This window comes from Leifsonia sp. ZF2019, assembly GCF_019924635.1.
Lineage (GTDB): Bacteria > Actinomycetota > Actinomycetes > Actinomycetales > Microbacteriaceae > Leifsonia.
Genome location: NZ_CP065037.1, coordinates 89,336 through 108,388, shown reverse-complemented (window position 1 = coordinate 108,388; position 19,053 = coordinate 89,336). Strand labels below are relative to the sequence as shown.

Here is a 19,053-nt window from a genome sequence, read left to right as displayed (position 1 = left end):
TCAACCACGAGCACATCGATCCGGGTCGTCGCCCCCAGGAAATCTTCCGCTCCCCCGGAAGTGCGGCCCGGGGAGGTCGTGGGTCCCGGCGCGCGGGAAGGGGCCGCACCCGATGGATGCGGCCCCTTCCTGCGGCGGGGCTACGCCTGCTCGGCCCGTCGGCGGCGCACGATGAGCAGCACCGCCCCGGCGAGGAGGCCGGCCAGCGCGACGATGCCGGCGCCGCTCGCGATGGTGGACCCGGTCTGCGCGAGCACGTCAGGGCCCGTCGCCGCGGGAGCCGTCGGTGGCTGGGGCTGCGCAGGAGGCTCGGGCCGCTCCGGCGTCACCGGCAGCTCCGGCCCCTCGGGCTGTTCCGGGTCCAGGCCGATCATCGGCTGGACCTCGACGATCACCGTCGCCGAAGCGCGCTGCCCGACGGCGTCTGCGATCGTGTACTCGAAGGTCGCCGTGCCGGCGAATCCGGTCACCGGAACGAACGTGATCGTGCCGTCGTCGTTCAGCGTCACCGTGCCATGCTCCGATGCGCCGACCTCTGCGACGGAGATCTCCTCGCCCTCATCATTTTCGAGGACCGGGATGGTGACCGCCGTTCCCGAGGCGGTGGTGGCTGCGTCGTCGGCCGCCGCCGGGGGCGCGGGCGGGGCCACCGTCACCGTCACCGACGCGTGCACGTCGACGCCCCAGGCGTCCGTGATCCGGTATCCGAACGACACGTCGCCCGCGAACCCGGCGGCCGGCTCGAAGGTGATCGTGCCGTCGTCGTTCAGCGTCACCATGCCATGCTCGCTCTGGTCGACCGCGGTGACCGCGATGTCCTCGCCGGTGTCGTTGTCCAGCACCGGGATGGTGACCGCCGTCGCGTAGGAGGTCGATGCGGTGTCGTCGCTCGCGGTCGGCTTGGCCGGCGCGGGTGACACGGCAACCGAGGCGGTCGACGGGAGCACCGGCGCGAGGAGGGCGGAGCCCGTCAGGTCGAATGCCGCCGCACCCTCTTCGGCGAGGACCACCTGGAAGGTCACGGAGGTGGAGCCTCCGCCGAGGACCACGCCGGCGATCGGAATCGTGAGCGTGCGGTCCGACTGGATGGCCGGCCCGGACGCGCCGACGACGGAACCCTCGACGTAGACCGCCCCGCTCGGCAGCAGCACCTCGAGGCCCTGTGTCGTCACGTCGATGACGTTGTCCGCGTTGCTGACATCGACGGTGACGGTGACGGTCGATCCCGCGCGAACCGAGGTCGCGTCCGGCGTGATGGTGGTCGGAAGGGCCCGGATGTTCATCGGGGAGAAGTTGGTGAGCATCGACGCGGACGCGGATCCGCCCGCCGGCACGGAGAGGTTCCAGGAGAGCGCCATACCGTTGTCCTGAGCGAGGCTCGGCGAGGCGAGCAGGTCGGGCAGCGACTGCTTCGCAGCGATGCGGGACCACACCTGGCGGTAGTGGCCGTAGAAGTACGACGACCCGGGGGTCTGCGGGATGAACTGCTCGATCCGTGCCGCGTCGCCGAGACCGGACGTGCAGGTCACGGCGCCCGTCGCAGCGGAGTGGTCGCCGTATCCCCGATCGTTGTCGCCGAGGTAGCAGTCGGCTCCGTGGAAGAGCACGGCATCGTGCGCCCCGCCGTCCAGCGACGAGATCGTCGTGGTGGTCGCGTAGTAGTTGTCTCCGGCGACATAGCTGTCGACCTGCGTGATCCGCAGCACCGCTGAGCCCGCGCTGCTCCGTGCGTCCGCGACCGTCGTGACCGCGAACGGATCTCTCCGCGAGCCGGAACCGGTCATGGTCTGTTCGACGGGCACGACCGGGATGGTCTGTGCTGCCACGTCGCCACCGGCCGGGATGACGCTCGGCCCGGCGAGTACCCGCTCGGCGCCCTCGCCGAACGCGACGAAGGTCCCGCACGCGGTTCCGTCGAAGAATGACCCGTGCGTGTCGCCGGCGTAGTCGACGGCGCAGTTGAGGTCGGGAGTGATCCGCACGGAGGTGAGCGGGCCGGCCGTGGAGATCGTCTGATCCGCCAGGGCGGCGGAGGGTGCAGTCAGAGCGAGGACGGCTGCGGCCGAGACCGCGGCGACAGTCCTCCCGGCTGCACGGCGGCCACGGCGAGCGTGACGGTACTGAGGTCTCGGATAAAGGCGCATGATGTCCCAACCTGGCCACCGGTGACGCCCGTCTCCGGAGTGCTCGCCAACATCCCGAAACCTGAGCCCCCGGTTTCCGTAGTCCGCAATGCATACCCGCGACCGTCGCGCGCCTCCGCTTCCGCACCCCCGGAAGAAAGGCTGCTGGAAGGATCCCGCGAACCGGGCGAGCATGGCAGACGATCCATCCGCTCCACCCAGCAACACTGCGTTACCGAAAGGCACAGGTCGATGAAGATCGTCGTCGTCTGCGGTGCGGGAGCCTCGAGCACCTTCGTCGCCGTCAAGCTCCGCAACGCCGCGGCCGCTCGCGGCATCGCAGCGACCGTCGAGGCCGGGAGCGTCTCCCAGCTCGACTCTCTGACCGGCGTGGACGTCGTCCTCGTCGGGGCGCACCTGGAGGCCTCCGTGCCCGCGCTGCGCGAACGCGCCGCCGCCGTGGGCACCGCGGTCGCCGTGCTCCCGCCCATCTCGCCGGCGGCCCTCGACGGCGCACAGGCGCTGGACCTGGCTCTCGGCGCCGGGGCGGCGGCACTATGAGAGCACGAGCGATCCTCCCGGAACCCCGGGGCGACGAACCATCGAAGGAGAACACACATGGCTGAGCGGATCATCACCGTCGGATCGAGCCACGGACTGCACGCGCGACCGGCGAAGCTCTTCGTCGAGGCGGTCAACAACTCCGGCGCGAAGGTGCAGCTCTCGAAGGAGGGCGGCAAGACCGTCGACGCCGGCAGCATCCTCGGCGTCATCTCCCTGGGCATCGACCACGGCGACAAGATCGTCCTCACCACCGACGCGCCCGACGCGGACGCGGTGCTCGACGACCTCGCGGACATCCTGACCACAGACCACGACGCCTGATCATGACCGACACGACCGCCACGCAGCTCACCGGAGCCGGAATCGGCCAGGGCGTCGCCCTGGGCACGGTGCTCCGCATGTCCGACCCGCTCCCGGAGCCGGCCGAGACGCCCAGCACCCGCACCCCCGACGAGGAGAAGGCCCGCGTCGCTGAAGCCGTCGCCACCGTCGCCGCCGATCTGCGCAGCCGCGCCGCCAAGGTCACCGGCGTCGCCGCCGACGTGCTGGAGGCGCAGTCGATGATGGCGGAGGACTCCACCCTCGCCGACGACGTCGCCACCCGCATCGACGGCGGCACGACCGCCGAGCGCGCCGTGTTCGAGGGATTCGCGGTCTTCCGCGACATGCTCATCGGCCTCGGCGGCTACATGGGCGAGCGCGCCACCGACCTCGACGACGTCGCGCAGCGCGTGATCGCCGCGCTCTCCGGCCGCCCGGCGCCCGGCGTCCCCGAGTCGGACGCGCCCTACGTGCTCGTCGCCCACGACCTCGCCCCGGCCGACACAGCGCTGCTCGACCTGTCCAAAGTGCTCGGCCTGGTGACCCGCGAGGGAGGCCCGACCTCCCACACGGCGATCCTCGCCCGCGAGAAGGCGATCGTCGCGGTCGTCGGCGTGGCCGGAGCGGACACGCTGACCGACGGCACCGAGGTCGTCGTCGACGCCGCCTCCGGAACCGTCACCGTCGCCCCCGACGCCGACCAGCGCGCGGAGGCGCAGCGCCGCATCGACGAGCGCGCGGCGGCGCTCGCGGGCGGCCTCGAGCCCGGGGCCCTCGCCGACGGCACCGCGATCCCGCTGCTCGCCAACCTCGGCTCGGCCGAGGGCGCCCAGAAGGCCCTCGACGCCGGAGCGGAGGGCGTCGGCCTGTTCCGCACGGAGTTCCTCTTCCTCGACCAGCGCATGGCCCCCACCGTCGAGCAGCAGCGCGAGCAGTACACGGCGCTCCTCGCGGCGTTCCCCGGCAAGAAGGTCGTCGTGCGCGTGCTCGACGCCGGCGCCGACAAGCCGCTCGCCTTCCTCAACGACGCGCACGAGGACAACCCCGCGCTCGGTCTCCGCGGGCTGCGGGCGCTGCGCGCCAACGAGGACCTCCTGCGCGAGCAGCTCACCGCCCTCGCCGAGGCGGACGCCGCCACCGAGGCCGACCTGTGGGTCATGGCGCCCATGGTGTCGACCGTCGAGGAGACGCGCTACTTCGTCGAGCTCGCGAGCGGGTTCGGCCTGAAGACCGTCGGCGTGATGGTGGAGGTCCCCTCGGCCGCGCTGCTCGCCGACCGTGTGCTCGAGACGGCGGCGTTCGCCTCCATCGGCACGAACGACCTCACGCAGTACACGCTCGCCGCCGACCGCCTCCTCGGCTCGGTCGCCGGCTTCCAGGACCCGTGGCACCCGGCCGTCCTCCGCCTGATCGGGGAGGTCGGCACCGCAGGCCGCGCCCACGGCAAGCCGGTGGGGATCTGCGGGGAGGCCGCCGCCGACCCGCTGCTCGCCGTCGTGCTCGTGGGTCTCGGCGCCACCACTCTGTCCATGTCGCCCGCGGCGCTCGCCGACGTGCGGCTCTCCCTGACCCGTTACACCCTCGACCAGGCGACGTCCCTGGCCGAGGTCGCCCTGGCCGCCGACGGGGCGGCCGAGGCCCGGGAGGCGGTCCGTGCGGCCGCCTCCACGCTCACCGCACCACCCCGGTAGCGCCCGCAACCCGAGCGATACGTCCCCCAACGATCCCCGTGATCACCGACAGAAACGAGGCACCATCATGACATCGGCGACAGTGACGACGCCGAAGAAGCCCGGAGGAGCGCGCGTCCACGTGCAGCGCTTCGGGACCTTCCTCTCGAACATGGTCATGCCGAACATCCCGGCGTTCATCGCCTGGGGGTTCATCACGGCCCTGTTCATCGCGACCGGCTGGCTGCAGAACACCGGCTGGGACATCAACGGCATCCTCGGCGGCTTCGGCGACCAGGCCAAGATCGGCTGGGACGGCGCAGCCACCGTCCTCGCGCAGGACGCGAACGGCCACACCTTCGAGCAGTATGTCGGCCTCGTCAGCCCGATGATCACCTACCTGCTGCCGCTGCTCATCGCGAACACCGGCGGCCGGATGGTCTACGGCGTCCGCGGCGGCGTGGTCGGCTCGATCGCGACCATGGGTGTGATCGTCGGCTCCAACATCCCGATGTTCATCGGTGCCATGATCCTCGGCCCGCTGAGCGCGTGGATCATGAAGAAGGTCGACTCCATCTGGGACGGCAAGATCAAGGCCGGCTTCGAGATGCTGGTCAACAACTTCTCGGCCGGCATCGTGGGCATGCTGCTCTCCATCGGCGCCTTCTTCGGCATCGCGCCGCTCGTCGAGTGGCTGAGCACGGTGCTCGGCGGCGCCGTGAACTGGCTCGTGTCGGCGCACCTGCTGCCGCTCGCGAGCATCCTGATCGAGCCGGGCAAGGTGCTGTTCCTCAACAACGCCATCAACCACGGCGTGCTCACCCCTCTGGGTGTCGAGCAGGCCCAGCAGACCGGCAAGTCGATCCTCTTCCTGCTGGAGGCGAACCCGGGTCCCGGATTCGGCATCCTGATCGCCTACTCGATCTTCGGTCTGGGGGTCGCCCGTGCGAGCGCTCCGGGCGCCGCGCTGATCCAGTTCGTCGGCGGCATCCACGAGATCTACTTCCCGTACGTGCTCATGAAGCCCGTGATCATCATCGCGGCCATCCTCGGCGGCATGACCGGCATCGCCGTCAACGTGACGTTCAACTCCGGTCTGCGCGCCCCGGCCTCGCCCGGGTCGATCATCGCCGTACTGCTCCAGACGCCGGGTGACAGTTTCGTCGGGGTGACGCTCTCCGTGATCTGCGCCGCGGCCGTGTCGTTCATCGTCGCGTCGGTCATCCTGCGCGCCAGCCGCAAGCGCGACCTCGCCTCCGGCAACGCGGGCGACCTGTCCGCCGCCGTGGCCCAGACCGAGGCCAACAAGGGCAAGCAGTCCAGCGTGCTCGAGGGCCTGGTCGACGAGGGCGAGCACGACGCCGGCGACGCCCAGGGCGACGGCACCGACCGCCTGGTGCGCAACATCGTGTTCGCATGCGACGCTGGGATGGGCTCGAGCGCGATGGGCGCGTCCGTGCTGCGCAACAAGATCAAGAAGGCGGGCATCGACGGCGTCACGGTGACCAACCAGGCCATCGCGAACCTCGACGGCACGGCCGACCTGGTCATCACGCAGCGCGAGCTGACCGATCGCGCCAAGGGCCAGTCGCCGGACTCGGTGCACGTGTCCGTCGACAACTTCATGAACAGCCCGCGGTACGACGAGGTCGTCGACCTCGTCAAGAACCAGCAGGCCCAAGCAGCACCGGAGGACGCCACCAAATGACCGACACCATTCTCGACCGGGCGAACGTCGTGGCCGCGGGCACCGCGACCACGCGGGAGGACGCGATCCGGGAGGCGGGTGCCCTGCTCGTGCAGGCCGGCGCCGTGCTCCCCGGGTACGTCGACTCGATGCAGGACCGCGAGAACACCGTCTCGACCTTCATGGGCAACGGTCTCGCCATCCCGCACGGCACCAACGAGTCCAAGGACGAGATCACGCGTTCGGCTCTCTCGTTCATCCGCTACTCCTCGCCGCTCGACTGGGGCGGCGAGGAGGTGCGGTTCGTCGTCGGCATCGCCGGGCAGAACAACGAGCATCTCGAGATCCTGTCCAAGATCGCCATCCTCTTCTCGGAGGAGGACGACGTGCAGAAGCTGCTCGACGCCCCGGACGCGGACGCTCTGTACGCGCTCCTCGGCGACGTGAACGAGTAGGAGAGGGACAGGATGAAGGCCGTCCATTTCGGCGCAGGCAACATCGGCCGCGGCTTCGTGGGGCTGCTGCTGCACGAAGCCGGGTACGAGGTCGTCTTCGCCGACGTCAACGCCGAGCTGATCGACGCGCTCGCGGCGGCGGACTCCTACGACGTGCACCTCGTCGGCGAGGAGTCGCAGACGAAGACCGTGACCGGGTTCCGCGCGATCAACAGCGCGACCGACGAGGAGGCTCTGGTCGCCGAGATCGCGACCGCCGACGTGGTCACGACCGCGGTGGGACCGCGCATCCTACGCTTCGTCGCCCCGGTCATCGCGAAGGGACTCGCCGCCCGGGCGGACGACGCCCCGCGTCTGGCCGTGATGGCGTGCGAGAACGCGATCGGCGCGACGGACCTCCTGGCCGCCGAGTTGATGGACGGCCTCCCGGACGACGACACCCGGGAGGCGCTGGGCGCGAAAGCGGTCTTCGCCGACACCGCCGTCGACCGGATCGTCCCCGCCCAGGCGCCGGACGCGGGCATCGACGTCACCGTCGAGACCTTCTACGAGTGGGTCGTCGACCGCAGCCCGTTCTCCGGGCAGGTGCCGCCCATCCCGGGCGCCCACTTCGTGGACTCGCTCGCGCCCTACATCGAGCGCAAGCTGTTCACGGTCAACACCGGGCACGCGACCGTGGCGTACACCGGGTTCCTGCAGGGTGCCAGGACCATCAGCGACGCCATCGCGATCCCCGCCGTGCGCCAGGCCGCGGAGGACGCCCTGGCGGAGACCTCCGCGGCCCTCATCGCCAAGCACGGGCTCGACCCGGAGGAGATGGCCGCGTACCGCGCGAAGATCCTGGACCGGTTCACCAACCGGTATCTGGTCGACGAGGTGGTGCGCGTCGGTCGTGAGCCGCTGCGCAAACTCGGCCGCAACGACCGGTTCATCGGACCGGCCGTCGATCACGTGGCGTTCGTCGGCTCGGTGCCGCAGGCCCTGCTCGCCGCCGTCGGGGCCGCGCTGCGGTTCGACGTGCCGGAGGACACCCAGAGCGTCGAGCTCAAGCGCCTGCTCGAGGAGGCGCCGGCCGAGGACATCGTGAGCGAGGTCACCGGGGTCGTGCCCGGCGAGGCGCTCTACGACCCGCTCGTCGCGATCGTGCGGGAGGCGCAGGCCTGACCCTGCGCATGGCATCCCGGAGGCGCTCCGACCATCGCGGTCGGGGCGCCTCCTGCGTTCAGCGGGGCTGGAGGGTCGTGGTCGGGTCGAACGACCACGCCAGCATCGACGGCCACTCGCCGTACCCGGCCGTCAGCTCCAGGTGACCGCCGCCCGGGATGGTGTGCACCGGGATGCCGAGCGGCGCCCCGTAGGCCGCCTGCGCGCCCTCCGGACAGAACGGGTCGTCGTCCGACGCGACGATGGTCGTCTCGTACGCAAGACCTGCGAATCGCGATCATCACCTGGATCGAACGTGCCTACCACCGACGTCGCAGGCAAGCCCGCCTCGGCCGTTTGACCCCAATCGAGTTCGAGACCATCATGAACCAGAACCTGGCCCTCGCGGCCTAACCGAAACTGTCACGTAAACGCTCAGCAGTCCCAGTGGAGGACATAAGAGGGTTCACCTGGTGGGTTGCAGGAAAAGTTCTGGCCGATAAGCGCGAAGCGTCGGCCAGGAAGTATTCCCGCAACCCGCCAGCGCCCGCGTGCGGGCGCCCCGTTGGCCGGAGCGAGCGGAGTCGATAGGTTCGGGCGGCCAAGATGGCGGCAACGCCCCGCAAGGGCATGAACAGTGCACCCGCGATAGCGGGTACCGACCAGTCAGAACAGCCGCCGGAGGCGGGGCCGCATCCGGTCACACGCTCGCGCGGGACACCAAAGAAGCACAGCGCAGGCTCCGCCTGCCTCGATCCCGAGCAGCCGCGCGGAGATCTCCAACCGTGGTCCTAAAGTTTGGCCGTGACGGCGGCGCCGGTATTCTGGGCGGAACACCGCTGGTCCACCTCGGGCATCTGTTGGGGGTACGCAATGATGACGAACTCGTGCGGGTGTCCGGAGATGAGCGAGCTCGAAATCGCGGGTCCATTTCACTTGCTGAAGATCTAGAGAGCGTGCGTGATGGAATTGGAGCGCGCGTGATCGCGGCCGTGCGAGAGTTCCGCAAGACTGCTTCAGCGTATGACGCTTTCGACCCTGGGTCCCGCATCGGCTTAGGTCCTGACTTCGGTGACCATGTCATCAGCGTGACGCGGACCGGGCGCAACTCAAGTGCGCTGTGCCTCCTCGCGCTAGGGAAAAGCGCGACCCTGCAGATTCCCGCGAAGTACCGACAGCATGGACGTGAACTCATTGTGCTAGAGCCATGGAAAAGCGTTGTACTTCACGAACTCGGGTCAACAGAGGAGTCAGCCACGTGAGCAACGATCCCTATGACCAAATGCGGTGGACACCGATGGCAGGTGAGGGCCTGATCTTCGACGAACAGTACCGGGCAGCTCATCTGCCACTCGTCGCCCCGGGACACCCACGAACGCTCGTCAACCTGAATGGTCGCGACTACCACAACGGATGGTATGCACGAGCCCGGGTGTCAATCGTCGCGGATCTCGGTCGCCCGTTCCTGGCCCAAGACACGTGCCGGCACCTCCTGCAACGTCTCGCGACTTCATCCTTCGCTGAAAAGGTTGCCTTCGACCTAATCGAAACCCGCGCGCCAAATATCCACTGCACCCTGATTGGCGACGTGAATCCCACACCCGCCCAACGCAACTCCGCGAACCAACTCTTGCGCGATGCGCCCTCACTAATGCCGGTCATGCACGGACCGTTCATCGGGCAGTTCAATCGAGGCCGGATCTATTTCCCGCTCGAATTTACACGTTGCTCCGATAGGGGCCTATTGGATGCAGTCTGCGCAGTCTTCGGCAGGAATCGTCAGCAGTTCACCGCAATCGGCTTGGTCAACCTGCGGGACGAGCTCGACCCGCAGGAGGCCTACGACTTAGCCAAGATCCTGGCCGATATGAAGGGGGCGCGTACACAACTCCCCTTAACGACCCTGAGCTGGACATCGACCAACAACGACTTGACCCTCGAAATGAGTCGCCTCGAGACCATCCCACTCGCCACGCAGGAGACCGCATGAGAAATGATCCCAAGAACGTTCCTCACGCCCATCTTCTGATTTCGGTCTTCAGTTTTTGGGCCCTTGCGGTTCTCTTCAGTGACAACGATTGACCCCTCTGCCTTCGCGTGAGCGATGATGAACGGGTCCGCCTCGTTCAGTTGACCCTGAACCCAGCCAGGATGGTCGGCGCCGAGCTGGGCGACCGTGAGTAGCTCGGCATCGGTCACAGGGCACACGAATCCAGGTAGCTTTTTCGCCCGCTCATACAAGGGATCTCCCCCACGGTGAACCTCGCGCAGAATCGCCTCGCAGATGCAGCTCTCCCCCGCCGAATCTGCTTTCCGAAATGAGCGTCCACAACGACCCCGACGCGCAACGATGCGATCAGGAAGGCGCGTATGCCGACGAGCGCAGCGCGCGCCCGGGCCGGGCCTCCGTGCGCCGCCCGTCTGCGATCACGGCCTCCCCCGCCACGAGCACCCACGGGATGCCGGCGGCGGGCAGGCGCGGTTCGGCGAACGTCGCGCGGTCGGCCACCGTCTCGGGGTCGAACAGCACGAGGTCGGCCACGAGGCCGGGGGCGATGCGGCCGCGGTCGGTGAGGCCGAGCACGGCGGCCGGGCGGGCGGAGAGGTGCGCGACCGCCTCCTCCAGCGCGAGCACTCCCTCGTCGCGGACGTAGTGGCCGAGGTAGCGGGGGAAGGTTCCCCACGCGCGCGGGTGCGGCTTGTCGCCGACGAGGATGCCGTCGCTCCCCCCGGTGTGGCGGGAGTGCCGCATCATCGTGCGCACGTTCGCCTCGTCGCCGACGTGCTGCAGGATGCCGGTGCCGAGGCGGTCGGCGACCAGCAGGTCGAGGGCGAACGCCGAGGCGGGCTCACCGGAGGCTTCGGCGAGGGAGGCGACGGTGCGGCCGACGCGGTCGGCGAGAGCGGCGTCGCGCACACCGGAGATCTCTATCGTGTCCCACTCGACGGGCACGCCGTGACAGCCGTCGGTGCCGACGACGTCGAGCTCGTGGGCGATGCGCGCCCGGGCGGTCGGATCGTGGAGGCGGGCGAGCGTCGCCGCCGGGCCTCCCTCGGCCGCCCAGCTCGGCAGGAGGGCGGCGAGCGTCGTCGAGCCCGGGAGGTAGGGGTAGGTGTCGAAGCTGAGCTCGACGCCGTCGGCGAGGGCGGCGTCGAGGAGTGCGATCAGCTCGCCCGCTCGGCCGCGATTGACGCGGAAGTTCATGGTCGCGTGGGAGAGGTGGAGGGCGACGCCCGAGCGCCGGGCGACCTCGACCATCTCCGCGTAAGCCGCGAGCGCCCCGGCACCGTAGGACCGCTGGTGCGGCACGTAGACGCCTCCGTGCGCGGCGACCACCTCACCCAGTGCGACGAGCTCGTCCGTGCTCGCGAACATCCCGGGGACATAGGTGAGCCCGGACGACATGCCGAACGCGCCGTCGCGCATCCCGCGGTCCACGCACGCGCGCATGGCGGCGACCTCCTCGGGCGTCGCTGCACGATCGACGGTGCCGACGACGTCGAGTCGCACGGTGCCCTGCGGCACGAGAGCGGCGACGTTGGCGGCGGGGCGGGCGCGGTCGACCGCCGCGAGATAGTCGGCGATGGTCGGCCAGCCGGCACCGAGCTCGTCGGGGACGCCGTTCCAGCCCGCGAGCTGCTCGCGCAGGACCGCGACCGCCTCGGGAGTGGCGGGGGCGTAGGAGAGCCCGTCTTGACCGACGACCTCGCAGGTCACACCCTGCGAGACCTTCGCGACGTGCTCGTGATCGGTGAGCACGGCAAGATCCGAATGCGCGTGCATGTCGATGAAACCGGGGGCGAGCGCGAGACCGTCCGCGTCGAGGACGCGCGCGCCGGGTGCGTCGAGACGGCCGCCGACCCGCGAGATGCGGTCCCCCTCCACCAGCACATCACCGGCGCGCCCCGGCCGGCCGCCGCCGTCGAGCACGAGCGCGCCGCGGATCAGCGTCGACGGCGCCTCGCTCATGCGCGGGTCGCAGCGAGGGAGAACGCGCGCGCCCGCTCAGTGACGGCGCCCCACGACGCGGCCGCGATGTCGGCGGCGCTCACGACGCTCGAGCCGGCGGTCACGGCAAGCGCGCCCGCGTCCATCCACGCGCCGGCGTTCGCCGCGGTGAGCCCGCCGGACGGCACCATCGGGACGTGCGGCAGGGGCCCGCGCAGATCGCGCAGGTAGCCGGGGCCGACCAGCGACGCCGGGAAGATCTTGACCGCGGCGGCACCCAGCTCGACCGCCCGCATCACTTCGGTCGGGCTGAGAGCCCCGATCAGGATGGGCACCCCCGCCTCCCGCGCCACGGCGGCTGCTCCCTCGCTCAGGCCCGGGGTCACCAGGAACCGCGCGCCCGCTGCGATCGCCGCCTCGGCCGTCCGTGCGTCCGTCACCGTGCCCGCTCCGACCAGGGCGTCGTGCTCCCCCTCGACCGCCGCGGCGATCACCGACTCCACTCCGGGCGTCGTGAAGGTGAACTCGACCGTGCGGATGCCGCCGGCCGCGAGCGAACGGCAGAGCGCGACCGGGTCGTCGATGTGCGGCGCGCGCACCACGGCGAGGGCACGGTCGTGGCGGAGAGTGTCGAGCAGCATAGGGGTCCGTTCAGCCGAAGGCGGTCTCGAGCAGGCCGACGACCCGCGGGTCGTCGCCGAGGGCGTCGTCCACCACGGCGAGCGCGCGCCACTTGTCGAAGGTGGTGCAGGGGTGCGAGAGGCCGAAGCGGATCACGTCGCCGACCTCCACCGTGGCGTGCGCAGGAAGGCGCACGAACGCGTGCTGGTCGTTGAGGGCGGTGACCACGGCGCCATCGAGCGGGAGGTCGCGGTCGGCGCCGCTTGGCCGCACGGCCTGCGGGACCGGCAGCCCCTCGTCGTACGGGAAGTCCCGCTTGCCCGCGTCGACGAGGGCGAGCCCCGGTTCCGGTCGCGAGACGACCGTCGCCCAGCCGTGGATGGCCGACCGGAAGGGGCCGCCTCCCACCCGGCTGAGCGGGGTGATGACGCTGTAGAACCCGTCGTCGTGCGTGACGTAGGCGCCGGAGCGCAGCAGGACGTCGACGATGCGGCCGCGGGATCCTGCCAGGTCGCGACGCGGCGCGAGGACGTCCGCCACCACGTCGAAGTAGGCGCTGCCGCCCGCGGTGAGGACGACGGGTGCGCCCTCCGGGTACAGGCCCGCCTCCTCGAACGCGTCGTGGAGGGCTGCGAGCGTCTCGAGATACGTCCGCACGGTCGCGAGGCTCTCGGCGCTGCCGTCGTGCGCGAGGGCTCCTTCGTATCCGGCGACGCCCGCCAGCCGCAGCACCGGAGAGTCCGCGACGGCGCGTCCGACGGCGAGCGCCTCCTGCACGGTGCGGGCGCCCGTGCGCCCGCCGGGAGCGCCGAGCTCGACCAGCACGGCGAGCGGCTCCGCCGCGGTGGCAGCGGCGTCGGTCAGCGCGTCGGACATGATCTCGACGGCGCGTACCGAGTCCGCCCAGACGGTGAGCCGGGAGGTGTGGGGGGCGAAGGCGCGCACCGCAGCGGGCTGCACCAGCGCGTTGGCGAGCAGCACCCGCGGGATGCCCCAGCCCAGCGCGACGGACGCCTGCCACGGCGTCGCGACGGTGATGCCCCACGCACCGGCGTCCAGCTGGCGCTGCCAGAGCTCCCGGCTCATCGTCGTCTTGCCGTGGGGTGCCAGCGAGACGCCCGCGCTGCGGCACCACTCGGCCATCGTCGCGAGGTTGTGCGCGACGGCGCTCTCGCTGAGGGTCACGAGCGGAGTGGGGAACTCGCGCAGCGAGGGCCGCGCGGTGCCGAGCGCGGCGACATCGGCGAGCGCGTAGCCCAGCGGAACGGCCTTGTACTCTCTCACGTCGGTCCTTCGAACGGGGATCAGGAGCCGCGCGTTGCGTATGTTGCAACGCTCGTTGCACGTCGTGCTCCGTCTGTTCTAGCATGCCCCTGGACGTCCGCCAAGAGCACTCGGAGAGGAGGCGCGATGCCGTCGCCCCTGCTCGTCACCCTCGGCGAAGCCCTCATCGCGCTCTACCCGGAGGCGCATCGCCCGCTCGCCGAGGCTCAGACCTTCGGCTCCGACGTGGGCGGCGCCGAGTTCAACGTCGCCACCTCCCTCGCCCGCCTCGGTCTGCCCACCGCCTGGGTCTCCCGGCTGGGAGCGGACGGCTTCGGCGAGCGAATCCTCCGCGTCGCCGACGACGCCGGCATGGACGTCTCGGCCGTCGAGCGCGACGAGTCACGCCCCACCGGGCTGTACATCAAGGAGTCCACGGTCGCGCCGGAGGGCGTCCGCACCCGGATGCACTACCACCGCCGCGACTCGGCCGCAGCGGCGATCGACGCCGACCTGCTGCGCCGCGGGAACGCGGCGTCGCTCCTGCAGCGCGCCACGCACGTGCATACCAGCGGGATCACGGCCGCCCTCTCGTCGACCGCCGCCGCGGCGACCGGTGGTCTGCGCGACGCCGTCAGCCCGGACGCCATGATCAGCGTCGATCTGAACCACCGGCCGCGCCTCTGGGAGGGCCGCGACACCGCACCGCTCGACGCCCTCGTCGCCCAGGCCGACCTCCTCTTCGCCGGACACGACGAGGCGGGCGCGTACTTCGGCCACGCCGACCCGGCGCGGCTCTTCGCCTCGTTCCCGCAGCTGACTGCGATCGTGCTCAAGCACGACGCCCACCGCGCCTCGGTGCACCGTCGCGACGGCCAGGAGACCGACGTGCCGTGCCTGAGCGTGGAGGTCGTGGAGCCGGTCGGCGCGGGCGACGCGTTCGCCGCCGGGTTCCTCGCCGGCCTCGCCGAGGGCCGCGACGACGAGGCCTGCCTGCGGCTCGGCCACGCTCTCGCCGCGGCGACGCTCATCGGCCACGGCGACCGTCCGCTCACTGTCCCGACGGTGGCGGAGCGCGAGACGATCGCGCGCGCCGCAGGGGCGTGGTCCGGGTGGCGGGTGCACCCCGGAGAGCTCCCGTGGAGGTCCGCATGAGCCAGTCCCTCGCCCGCGCACTCGACGTGCTCGACCTCGTCTCGCGCGGCACCGCCACCCTCGATGCGCTGGCCGACCAGGTCGGAGTGCACAAGAGCACCGTGCTGCGCCTCCTGCAGACGCTGGAGCAGCGCGGCTTCGTCGGCCGCGACAGCGGGCACCGGTACCACCTCGGCCCGGCGGTCTTCGCTCTCGCCGAGAGCGCCCTCGACGCCCGCGACGTGCGCACTGCGGCCTCCACCGCCCTCCGCTCGCTCGCCGCCGAGACCGGGCAGACGGTGCACTTGGCGACCTACCAGGACGGCGTCGTCACCTATATCGACAAGGTCGAGTCGCGGCAGCCGCTGCGCATGTACTCACGTGTCGGGCTGCCCGCCGCCCTCCACGCGACCGCTGTCGGCAAGGTGCTGCTCGGCGCGCTCGACGACGCCGAGCTCGATCGCGTCGTCTCCACCGTGGTGTTCGAGCACTACACGGACCGCACGATCAGCGGCGCCGCCGACCTGGTCGCCGAGGTCCGTCGGAGCGCCGACCGCGGCTGGGCCGAAGACCACGAGGAGCACGAGACGTTCATGAACTGCGTGGGAGCACCGGTGTTCGGCGCCGACGGCCGGGTCGCCGCCGCAGTGTCGGTGTCGGTCCCGAACGTCGTGCTGCCCTACGAGGGCGTGCTCGCGCTGCTCCCCGCACTGCTCGCCGCGACCGCCCGCATCTCCACCGAGCTGGGGGCGCCCGCGAGGTCGATCCCCCTGGCCGTGCTCCCGGAGGCCGCCCACGCCTCATCCTCCACCGCATCCCCCTTCCCCACCGACGCGGGCGCACCCGTGCCCGCCGCACCGAAAGGCACCGCATGACCGACCGCCTCGCCGTCTCCACCGCCGACGCACCGCCGCCCGCGCACACCTTCTCGCAGGGCGTCCGCCGCGGACCCTTCCTGCAGGTGTCGGGCCAGGGCCCGGTCGACCCGGCCACCAGCGAATACCTGCACCCGGGCGATGTGAAGGCGCAGACCATCCGCACCCTGCAGAACGTGGAGGCGATCCTCGCCGCCGGAGGAGCGACCTTCGACGACGTGATGATGCTGCGCGTCTACCTGACCACGCGCGACGACTTCGGCCCGATGAACGAGGCCTACGGCGAGTTCGTCGGCGCCCGCGTCGCCTCCGGCGTGCTTCCGGCCCGCACCACCGTGTTCACCGGGCTGCCCCGGGCGGAGATGCTCGTGGAGATCGACGCGCTGGCCGTGCTCGCCTGAGCGGCACACATTCGGACCGAATGTCGCGAATCGCGCACTGGAAGCCGACATTCGGTCCAGATGTGAGGCGGCCGTGAGCCGTCGTCGTGGGGCGTGCGCCGGGTGTACGTTGCGCGTGTGAGCCGAATCGTGTCGGTGGCGCCGGTGCTCCCGGCCCGCAGCTACCCCCAGCAGGAGATCACGACCGCGCTGCTGGGGATGATCACCCCGGACCCGCAGCGCCAGGCCGTCATGCGGCGCATCCACGCGGCCAGCGGGGTCGAGACGCGCAGCCTGGTCATGCCGCTGGAGCGGTACAGCTCGCTCGCCTCGTTCCAGGAGTCCAACGACTTCTTCATCGCCGAGGGGACGACGCTGGCCGAGCAGGCGGTGACCGGCGCGCTGGTCTCGGCGGGGCTGCAGCCGGCCGATGTCGACTTCCTGCTCTTCACCTCGGTCACCGGCATCGCGGCCCCGTCGATCGACGCCCAGCTGGTCTCGCGTCTGGGGCTGCGGCCCGATGTCAAGCGCCTGCCGAGCTTCGGACTGGGCTGCGTCGCCGGAGCCGCCGGCATCGCGCGCGTGCACGACTACCTGGCCGGGCATCCGGGGGAGGTCGCGGTGCTGCTCTCGGTCGAGCTCTGCTCGCTGACCGTGCAGGCGGCCGACGACTCGATGGCCAACATCGTCGCCAGCGGCCTCTTCGGCGACGGTGCGGCCGCGGTCGTGATGGTCGGAGACGAGCGGGCGCTGACGCTCGGGATCGCCGGGCCGGAGGTCGTCGACACCCGCAGCCGCATCTATCCCGACACCGCCGACGTGATCGGCTGGGACATCGGAGGCACGGGGTTCCGCATCGTGCTGAGCGCGGGCGTGCCCGACGTGATCGAGCGGAATTTCGCCGGGGACGCCGCGGGATCCTCGCCGCGCACGACCTCGAGGTGAGCGACGTGGGCGCGTGGGCCGCGCATCCCGGCGGCCCGAAGGTGCTGGAGGCGTTCGCCCAGGCGCTCGACCTGCCCGAGGGGGCGCTCGACGCGAGCTGGCGGTCGCTGGCGCGGGTGGGCAACCTCTCGTCGGCCGCGGTGCTGCACGTTCTCGCCGAGCAGCTGGATGCGCACGATCCCGGCACGGTCGGCCTCCTGTTCGCGCTCGGACCGGGGGTGACGAGCGAGCTCGTCCTGCTCCGCTGGGCGGACGGCGCCCCGCGTGTCCCCGAGCCCCTCGGTGTCGCAGCGTGATCTGGTACACGGTGCTCGTGCTCGCCACCGGTGGCGAGCGCATCGCCGAGCTGGTCGTCTCGGCCCGCAACGCGCGCTGGTCGTTCGCGCGCGGCGGTGTGGAGTTCGGGCGCGGCCACTTTCCCCCGATGGTGGCGCTGCACACCGGCCTCCTGCTCGCCTGCCTCGCAGAGGTCTGGTTCGGCGACCGCCCCTTCCTGCCCTGGCTGGGCTGGCCGATGCTCGCGCTGGTGCTGGCCAGCCAGGCGCTGCGCTGGTGGTGCATCGCCGCGCTGGGGCCCCGCTGGAACACGCGCGTGATCATCGTGCGCGACCTGCCGCTCGTGGCGAGCGGACCGTACCGGTGGCTGAAGCACCCGAACTACGTCGCCGTCGTTGTCGAGGGTTTCGCCCTGCCGCTGGTGCACACCGCGTGGATCACGGCGATCGCCTTCACCGTCCTGAACGCCGTGCTCCTGCTCGCCGTGCGCATCCCGTGCGAGGACCGCGCGCTGGCGACCGTCCTGCCCGCTCGCGCATGAGCGGCGCCCCGCGGGGCGATGCCGACCTGATCGTCGTCGGCGGCGGACCCGTGGGGCTCGCCTGCGCCATCGAGGCGCGCCTCCACGGCATGGAGGTGCTGGTGATCGAGCCGCGCGACGGCCCGATCGACAAGGCGTGCGGCGAAGGGCTGATGCCCGGCGCACTGGCGGCCCTGGACCGCATCGGCGTCGACCCGCCGGGCAGCCCGCTCGCCGGCATCGCGTACGTCCGCGGCGACGCACGGGTGGAGCACCGGTTCGCCGCGCGTCCCGGCCGCGGGGTGCGGCGCACGGTGCTGCACGACGCCCTCGCGCTCCGTGCGGACGAACGAGGCGCCCGGAGGCTGAGGGGCCGGGTCAGCGCACTCGCGCAGCGGCGCGACGGCGTGCGCCTCGAACTGGCCGGCGGCGGCGCGGTCGAGGCGCCGTGGGTGATCGCAGCCGACGGCCTCCACTCCCCCGTGCGGCGCCTGCTCGGCCTCGACCACCGGCCGCAGGCGGAGAGCCGGCGCCGGTTCGGGGTGCGCCGCCACTACGCCGTCGAGCCCTGGACGGATCTCGTCGAGGTGCACTGGTCTCCGGAGGCGGAGGCGTACGTGACCCCCGTCGACGCCCGGACCGTCGGCGTCGCCGTGCTCGGTCGGCGGCCCCTCGACCAGGACGCTGTGCTCGCCTCGCTCCCGGATCTCGCCGCGCGACTGGAGGGCGCCCTGCAGCTGGGACCGACGCGCGGGGCTGGGCCGCTGCTGCAGCGCGCCCGGTCGCGCGCGTCGGGGCGGGTGCTGCTGGCGGGAGACGCCTCCGGCTACGTCGACGCACTCACCGGGGAGGGGATGCGCGTCGGGTTCGCGCAGGCGCGCGCCGCGGTCGCCGCCGTGCGCGCGGGCGACACCACTCAGTACGAACGGGCCTGGCGCGCGACGACGAGGGACTTCCGGATGCTGACCTCCGCGCTCGTCCTCGCCGCGCGGTCGCCCTTCCGCCCCCGCATCGTGCCCACGGCCGTCGCGCGACCCGAGCTGTTCGGCTCCATCGTCGAGCGCCTCTCTCGCTGACGACAGGCCCCGGCCGGTGACTGCGGCGCGGGTATTGCATGCATAGGAAGG

Annotated in this window: 19 protein-coding genes and 2 pseudogenes; 15 read left to right on the top strand and 6 right to left on the bottom strand. The window is 71.3% G+C overall.

Annotated features, from left to right (window positions below; all coding sequences use genetic code 11):
• Positions 1-140: 140 nt before the first annotated feature.
• On the bottom strand, positions 141-2,144 hold the full coding sequence (locus IT072_RS00605) for an Ig-like domain-containing protein (RefSeq protein ID WP_223358870.1): 2,004 nt from the start codon (positions 2,142-2,144) through the stop codon (positions 141-143).
• A 231-nt stretch (positions 2,145-2,375) separates the two neighbouring features.
• Between IT072_RS00605 and IT072_RS00600 the strand changes: the two genes are divergently transcribed.
• The 6 genes from IT072_RS00600 to IT072_RS00575 all read left to right on the top strand — a co-directional run bounded on the left by IT072_RS00600 (position 2,376) and on the right by IT072_RS00575 (position 7,984).
• Positions 2,376-2,684, top strand: a complete 309-nt coding sequence (locus IT072_RS00600) for a PTS IIB subunit (RefSeq protein ID WP_223358869.1) — start codon at positions 2,376-2,378, stop codon at positions 2,682-2,684.
• A gap of 57 nt (positions 2,685-2,741) precedes the next feature.
• Positions 2,742-3,008 carry an HPr family phosphocarrier protein gene (locus tag IT072_RS00595; RefSeq protein WP_223358868.1) on the top strand — a complete coding sequence of 89 codons (267 nt, stop codon included), beginning with the start codon at positions 2,742-2,744 and terminating at the stop codon, positions 3,006-3,008.
• A gap of 2 nt (positions 3,009-3,010) precedes the next feature.
• A complete protein-coding gene (gene ptsP / locus IT072_RS00590; RefSeq protein ID WP_223358867.1) occupies positions 3,011-4,699 on the top strand; it encodes a phosphoenolpyruvate--protein phosphotransferase in 1,689 nt (562 codons plus the stop codon).
• Between the two features lie 67 nt (positions 4,700-4,766).
• Positions 4,767-6,386, top strand: coding sequence for a PTS mannitol transporter subunit IICB (locus IT072_RS00585; RefSeq protein ID WP_223358866.1), 1,620 nt, complete (start codon positions 4,767-4,769; stop codon positions 6,384-6,386).
• Positions 6,383-6,820, top strand: a complete 438-nt coding sequence (locus IT072_RS00580) for a PTS sugar transporter subunit IIA (RefSeq protein WP_223358865.1) — start codon at positions 6,383-6,385, stop codon at positions 6,818-6,820. Before IT072_RS00585 ends, IT072_RS00580 begins: the two co-directional genes overlap by 4 nt.
• Before the next feature lie 12 nt (positions 6,821-6,832).
• Positions 6,833-7,984, top strand: coding sequence for a mannitol-1-phosphate 5-dehydrogenase (locus IT072_RS00575; RefSeq protein ID WP_223358864.1), 1,152 nt, complete (start codon positions 6,833-6,835; stop codon positions 7,982-7,984).
• Positions 7,985-8,042: 58 nt separating this feature from the next.
• Here the strand turns inward: IT072_RS00575 and IT072_RS00570 are convergent, their stop codons facing one another.
• Positions 8,043-8,228 (bottom strand): alpha/beta hydrolase, encoded by a 186-nt coding sequence (locus IT072_RS00570; protein WP_226657629.1) that lies wholly within the window; start codon positions 8,226-8,228, stop codon positions 8,043-8,045.
• On the opposite strand from IT072_RS00570, the pseudogene IT072_RS00565 reads away from it, so the two are divergent.
• Both IT072_RS00565 and IT072_RS00560 read left to right on the top strand, forming a co-directional pair.
• Positions 8,222-8,377, top strand: a pseudogene (locus IT072_RS00565) (IS3 family transposase); the annotation flags it as partial. The gene IT072_RS00570 and the pseudogene IT072_RS00565 sit on opposite strands and share 7 nt — an antisense overlap.
• A gap of 844 nt (positions 8,378-9,221) precedes the next feature.
• Positions 9,222-9,953 carry a hypothetical protein gene (locus IT072_RS00560; protein ID WP_223358863.1) on the top strand — a complete coding sequence of 244 codons (732 nt, stop codon included), beginning with the start codon at positions 9,222-9,224 and terminating at the stop codon, positions 9,951-9,953.
• Positions 9,954-10,024: 71 nt separating this feature from the next.
• On the opposite strand, the pseudogene IT072_RS21350 reads toward IT072_RS00560, so the two are convergent.
• The 4 genes and pseudogenes from IT072_RS21350 to IT072_RS00540 all read right to left on the bottom strand — a co-directional run.
• A pseudogene (locus IT072_RS21350) lies at positions 10,025-10,315 on the bottom strand (DUF4411 family protein); the annotation flags it as partial.
• Between the two features lie 4 nt (positions 10,316-10,319).
• Positions 10,320-11,933 (bottom strand): N-acyl-D-amino-acid deacylase family protein, encoded by a 1,614-nt coding sequence (locus tag IT072_RS00550; protein ID WP_223358862.1) that lies wholly within the window; start codon positions 11,931-11,933, stop codon positions 10,320-10,322.
• Positions 11,930-12,553, bottom strand: coding sequence for a bifunctional 4-hydroxy-2-oxoglutarate aldolase/2-dehydro-3-deoxy-phosphogluconate aldolase (locus tag IT072_RS00545; RefSeq protein WP_223358861.1), 624 nt, complete (start codon positions 12,551-12,553; stop codon positions 11,930-11,932). Before IT072_RS00545 ends, IT072_RS00550 begins: the two co-directional genes overlap by 4 nt.
• Positions 12,554-12,563: 10 nt before the next feature.
• Positions 12,564-13,817 carry an alanine racemase gene (locus tag IT072_RS00540; RefSeq protein ID WP_223358860.1) on the bottom strand — a complete coding sequence of 418 codons (1,254 nt, stop codon included), beginning with the start codon at positions 13,815-13,817 and terminating at the stop codon, positions 12,564-12,566.
• Positions 13,818-13,943: 126 nt separating this feature from the next.
• Between IT072_RS00540 and IT072_RS00535 the strand changes: the two genes are divergently transcribed.
• The 7 genes from IT072_RS00535 to IT072_RS00510 all read left to right on the top strand — a co-directional run bounded on the left by IT072_RS00535 (position 13,944) and on the right by IT072_RS00510 (position 19,002).
• The gene (locus IT072_RS00535) at positions 13,944-14,951 is read left to right on the top strand and encodes a sugar kinase (protein ID WP_223358859.1); all 1,008 of its coding nucleotides are present in this window, start codon (positions 13,944-13,946) and stop codon (positions 14,949-14,951) included.
• On the top strand, positions 14,948-15,805 hold the full coding sequence (locus IT072_RS00530; RefSeq protein WP_223358858.1) for an IclR family transcriptional regulator: 858 nt from the start codon (positions 14,948-14,950) through the stop codon (positions 15,803-15,805). Before IT072_RS00535 ends, IT072_RS00530 begins: the two co-directional genes overlap by 4 nt.
• On the top strand, positions 15,802-16,206 hold the full coding sequence (locus IT072_RS00525) for a RidA family protein (protein WP_223358857.1): 405 nt from the start codon (positions 15,802-15,804) through the stop codon (positions 16,204-16,206). The genes IT072_RS00530 and IT072_RS00525 overlap by 4 nt, the downstream gene beginning before the upstream one ends.
• A gap of 117 nt (positions 16,207-16,323) precedes the next feature.
• On the top strand, positions 16,324-17,130 hold the full coding sequence (locus tag IT072_RS00520) for a type III polyketide synthase (RefSeq protein WP_327058931.1): 807 nt from the start codon (positions 16,324-16,326) through the stop codon (positions 17,128-17,130).
• Positions 17,127-17,426, top strand: a complete 300-nt coding sequence (locus IT072_RS21295) for a 3-oxoacyl-[acyl-carrier-protein] synthase III C-terminal domain-containing protein (RefSeq protein WP_327058930.1) — start codon at positions 17,127-17,129, stop codon at positions 17,424-17,426. The genes IT072_RS00520 and IT072_RS21295 overlap by 4 nt, the downstream gene beginning before the upstream one ends.
• Positions 17,423-17,947, top strand: coding sequence for an isoprenylcysteine carboxyl methyltransferase family protein (locus IT072_RS00515; protein ID WP_223358856.1), 525 nt, complete (start codon positions 17,423-17,425; stop codon positions 17,945-17,947). The genes IT072_RS21295 and IT072_RS00515 overlap by 4 nt, the downstream gene beginning before the upstream one ends.
• Positions 17,944-19,002, top strand: coding sequence for an NAD(P)/FAD-dependent oxidoreductase (locus IT072_RS00510; RefSeq protein WP_223358855.1), 1,059 nt, complete (start codon positions 17,944-17,946; stop codon positions 19,000-19,002). The genes IT072_RS00515 and IT072_RS00510 overlap by 4 nt, the downstream gene beginning before the upstream one ends.
• Positions 19,003-19,053 lie beyond the last annotated feature (51 nt).

Bases quoted from the DNA above. Each gene is read 5' to 3' on its own strand.
- IT072_RS00550 (WP_223358862.1), bottom strand. From the start codon at position 11,933: ATGAGCGAGGCGCCGTCGACGCTGATCCGCGGCGCGCTCGTGCTCGAC.
- IT072_RS00525 (WP_223358857.1), top strand. From the start codon at position 15,802: ATGACCGACCGCCTCGCCGTCTCCACCGCCGACGCACCGCCGCCCGCG.
- IT072_RS00580 (WP_223358865.1), top strand. From the start codon at position 6,383: ATGACCGACACCATTCTCGACCGGGCGAACGTCGTGGCCGCGGGCACC.
- IT072_RS00545 (WP_223358861.1), bottom strand. From the start codon at position 12,553: ATGCTGCTCGACACTCTCCGCCACGACCGTGCCCTCGCCGTGGTGCGC.
- IT072_RS00535 (WP_223358859.1), top strand. From the start codon at position 13,944: ATGCCGTCGCCCCTGCTCGTCACCCTCGGCGAAGCCCTCATCGCGCTC.
- IT072_RS00530 (WP_223358858.1), top strand. From the start codon at position 14,948: ATGAGCCAGTCCCTCGCCCGCGCACTCGACGTGCTCGACCTCGTCTCG.
- IT072_RS00605 (WP_223358870.1), bottom strand. From the start codon at position 2,144: ATGCGCCTTTATCCGAGACCTCAGTACCGTCACGCTCGCCGTGGCCGC.
- IT072_RS00575 (WP_223358864.1), top strand. From the start codon at position 6,833: ATGAAGGCCGTCCATTTCGGCGCAGGCAACATCGGCCGCGGCTTCGTG.
- IT072_RS00595 (WP_223358868.1), top strand. From the start codon at position 2,742: ATGGCTGAGCGGATCATCACCGTCGGATCGAGCCACGGACTGCACGCG.
- ptsP (WP_223358867.1), top strand. From the start codon at position 3,011: ATGACCGACACGACCGCCACGCAGCTCACCGGAGCCGGAATCGGCCAG.
- IT072_RS00510 (WP_223358855.1), top strand. From the start codon at position 17,944: ATGAGCGGCGCCCCGCGGGGCGATGCCGACCTGATCGTCGTCGGCGGC.
- IT072_RS00585 (WP_223358866.1), top strand. From the start codon at position 4,767: ATGACATCGGCGACAGTGACGACGCCGAAGAAGCCCGGAGGAGCGCGC.
- IT072_RS00600 (WP_223358869.1), top strand. From the start codon at position 2,376: ATGAAGATCGTCGTCGTCTGCGGTGCGGGAGCCTCGAGCACCTTCGTC.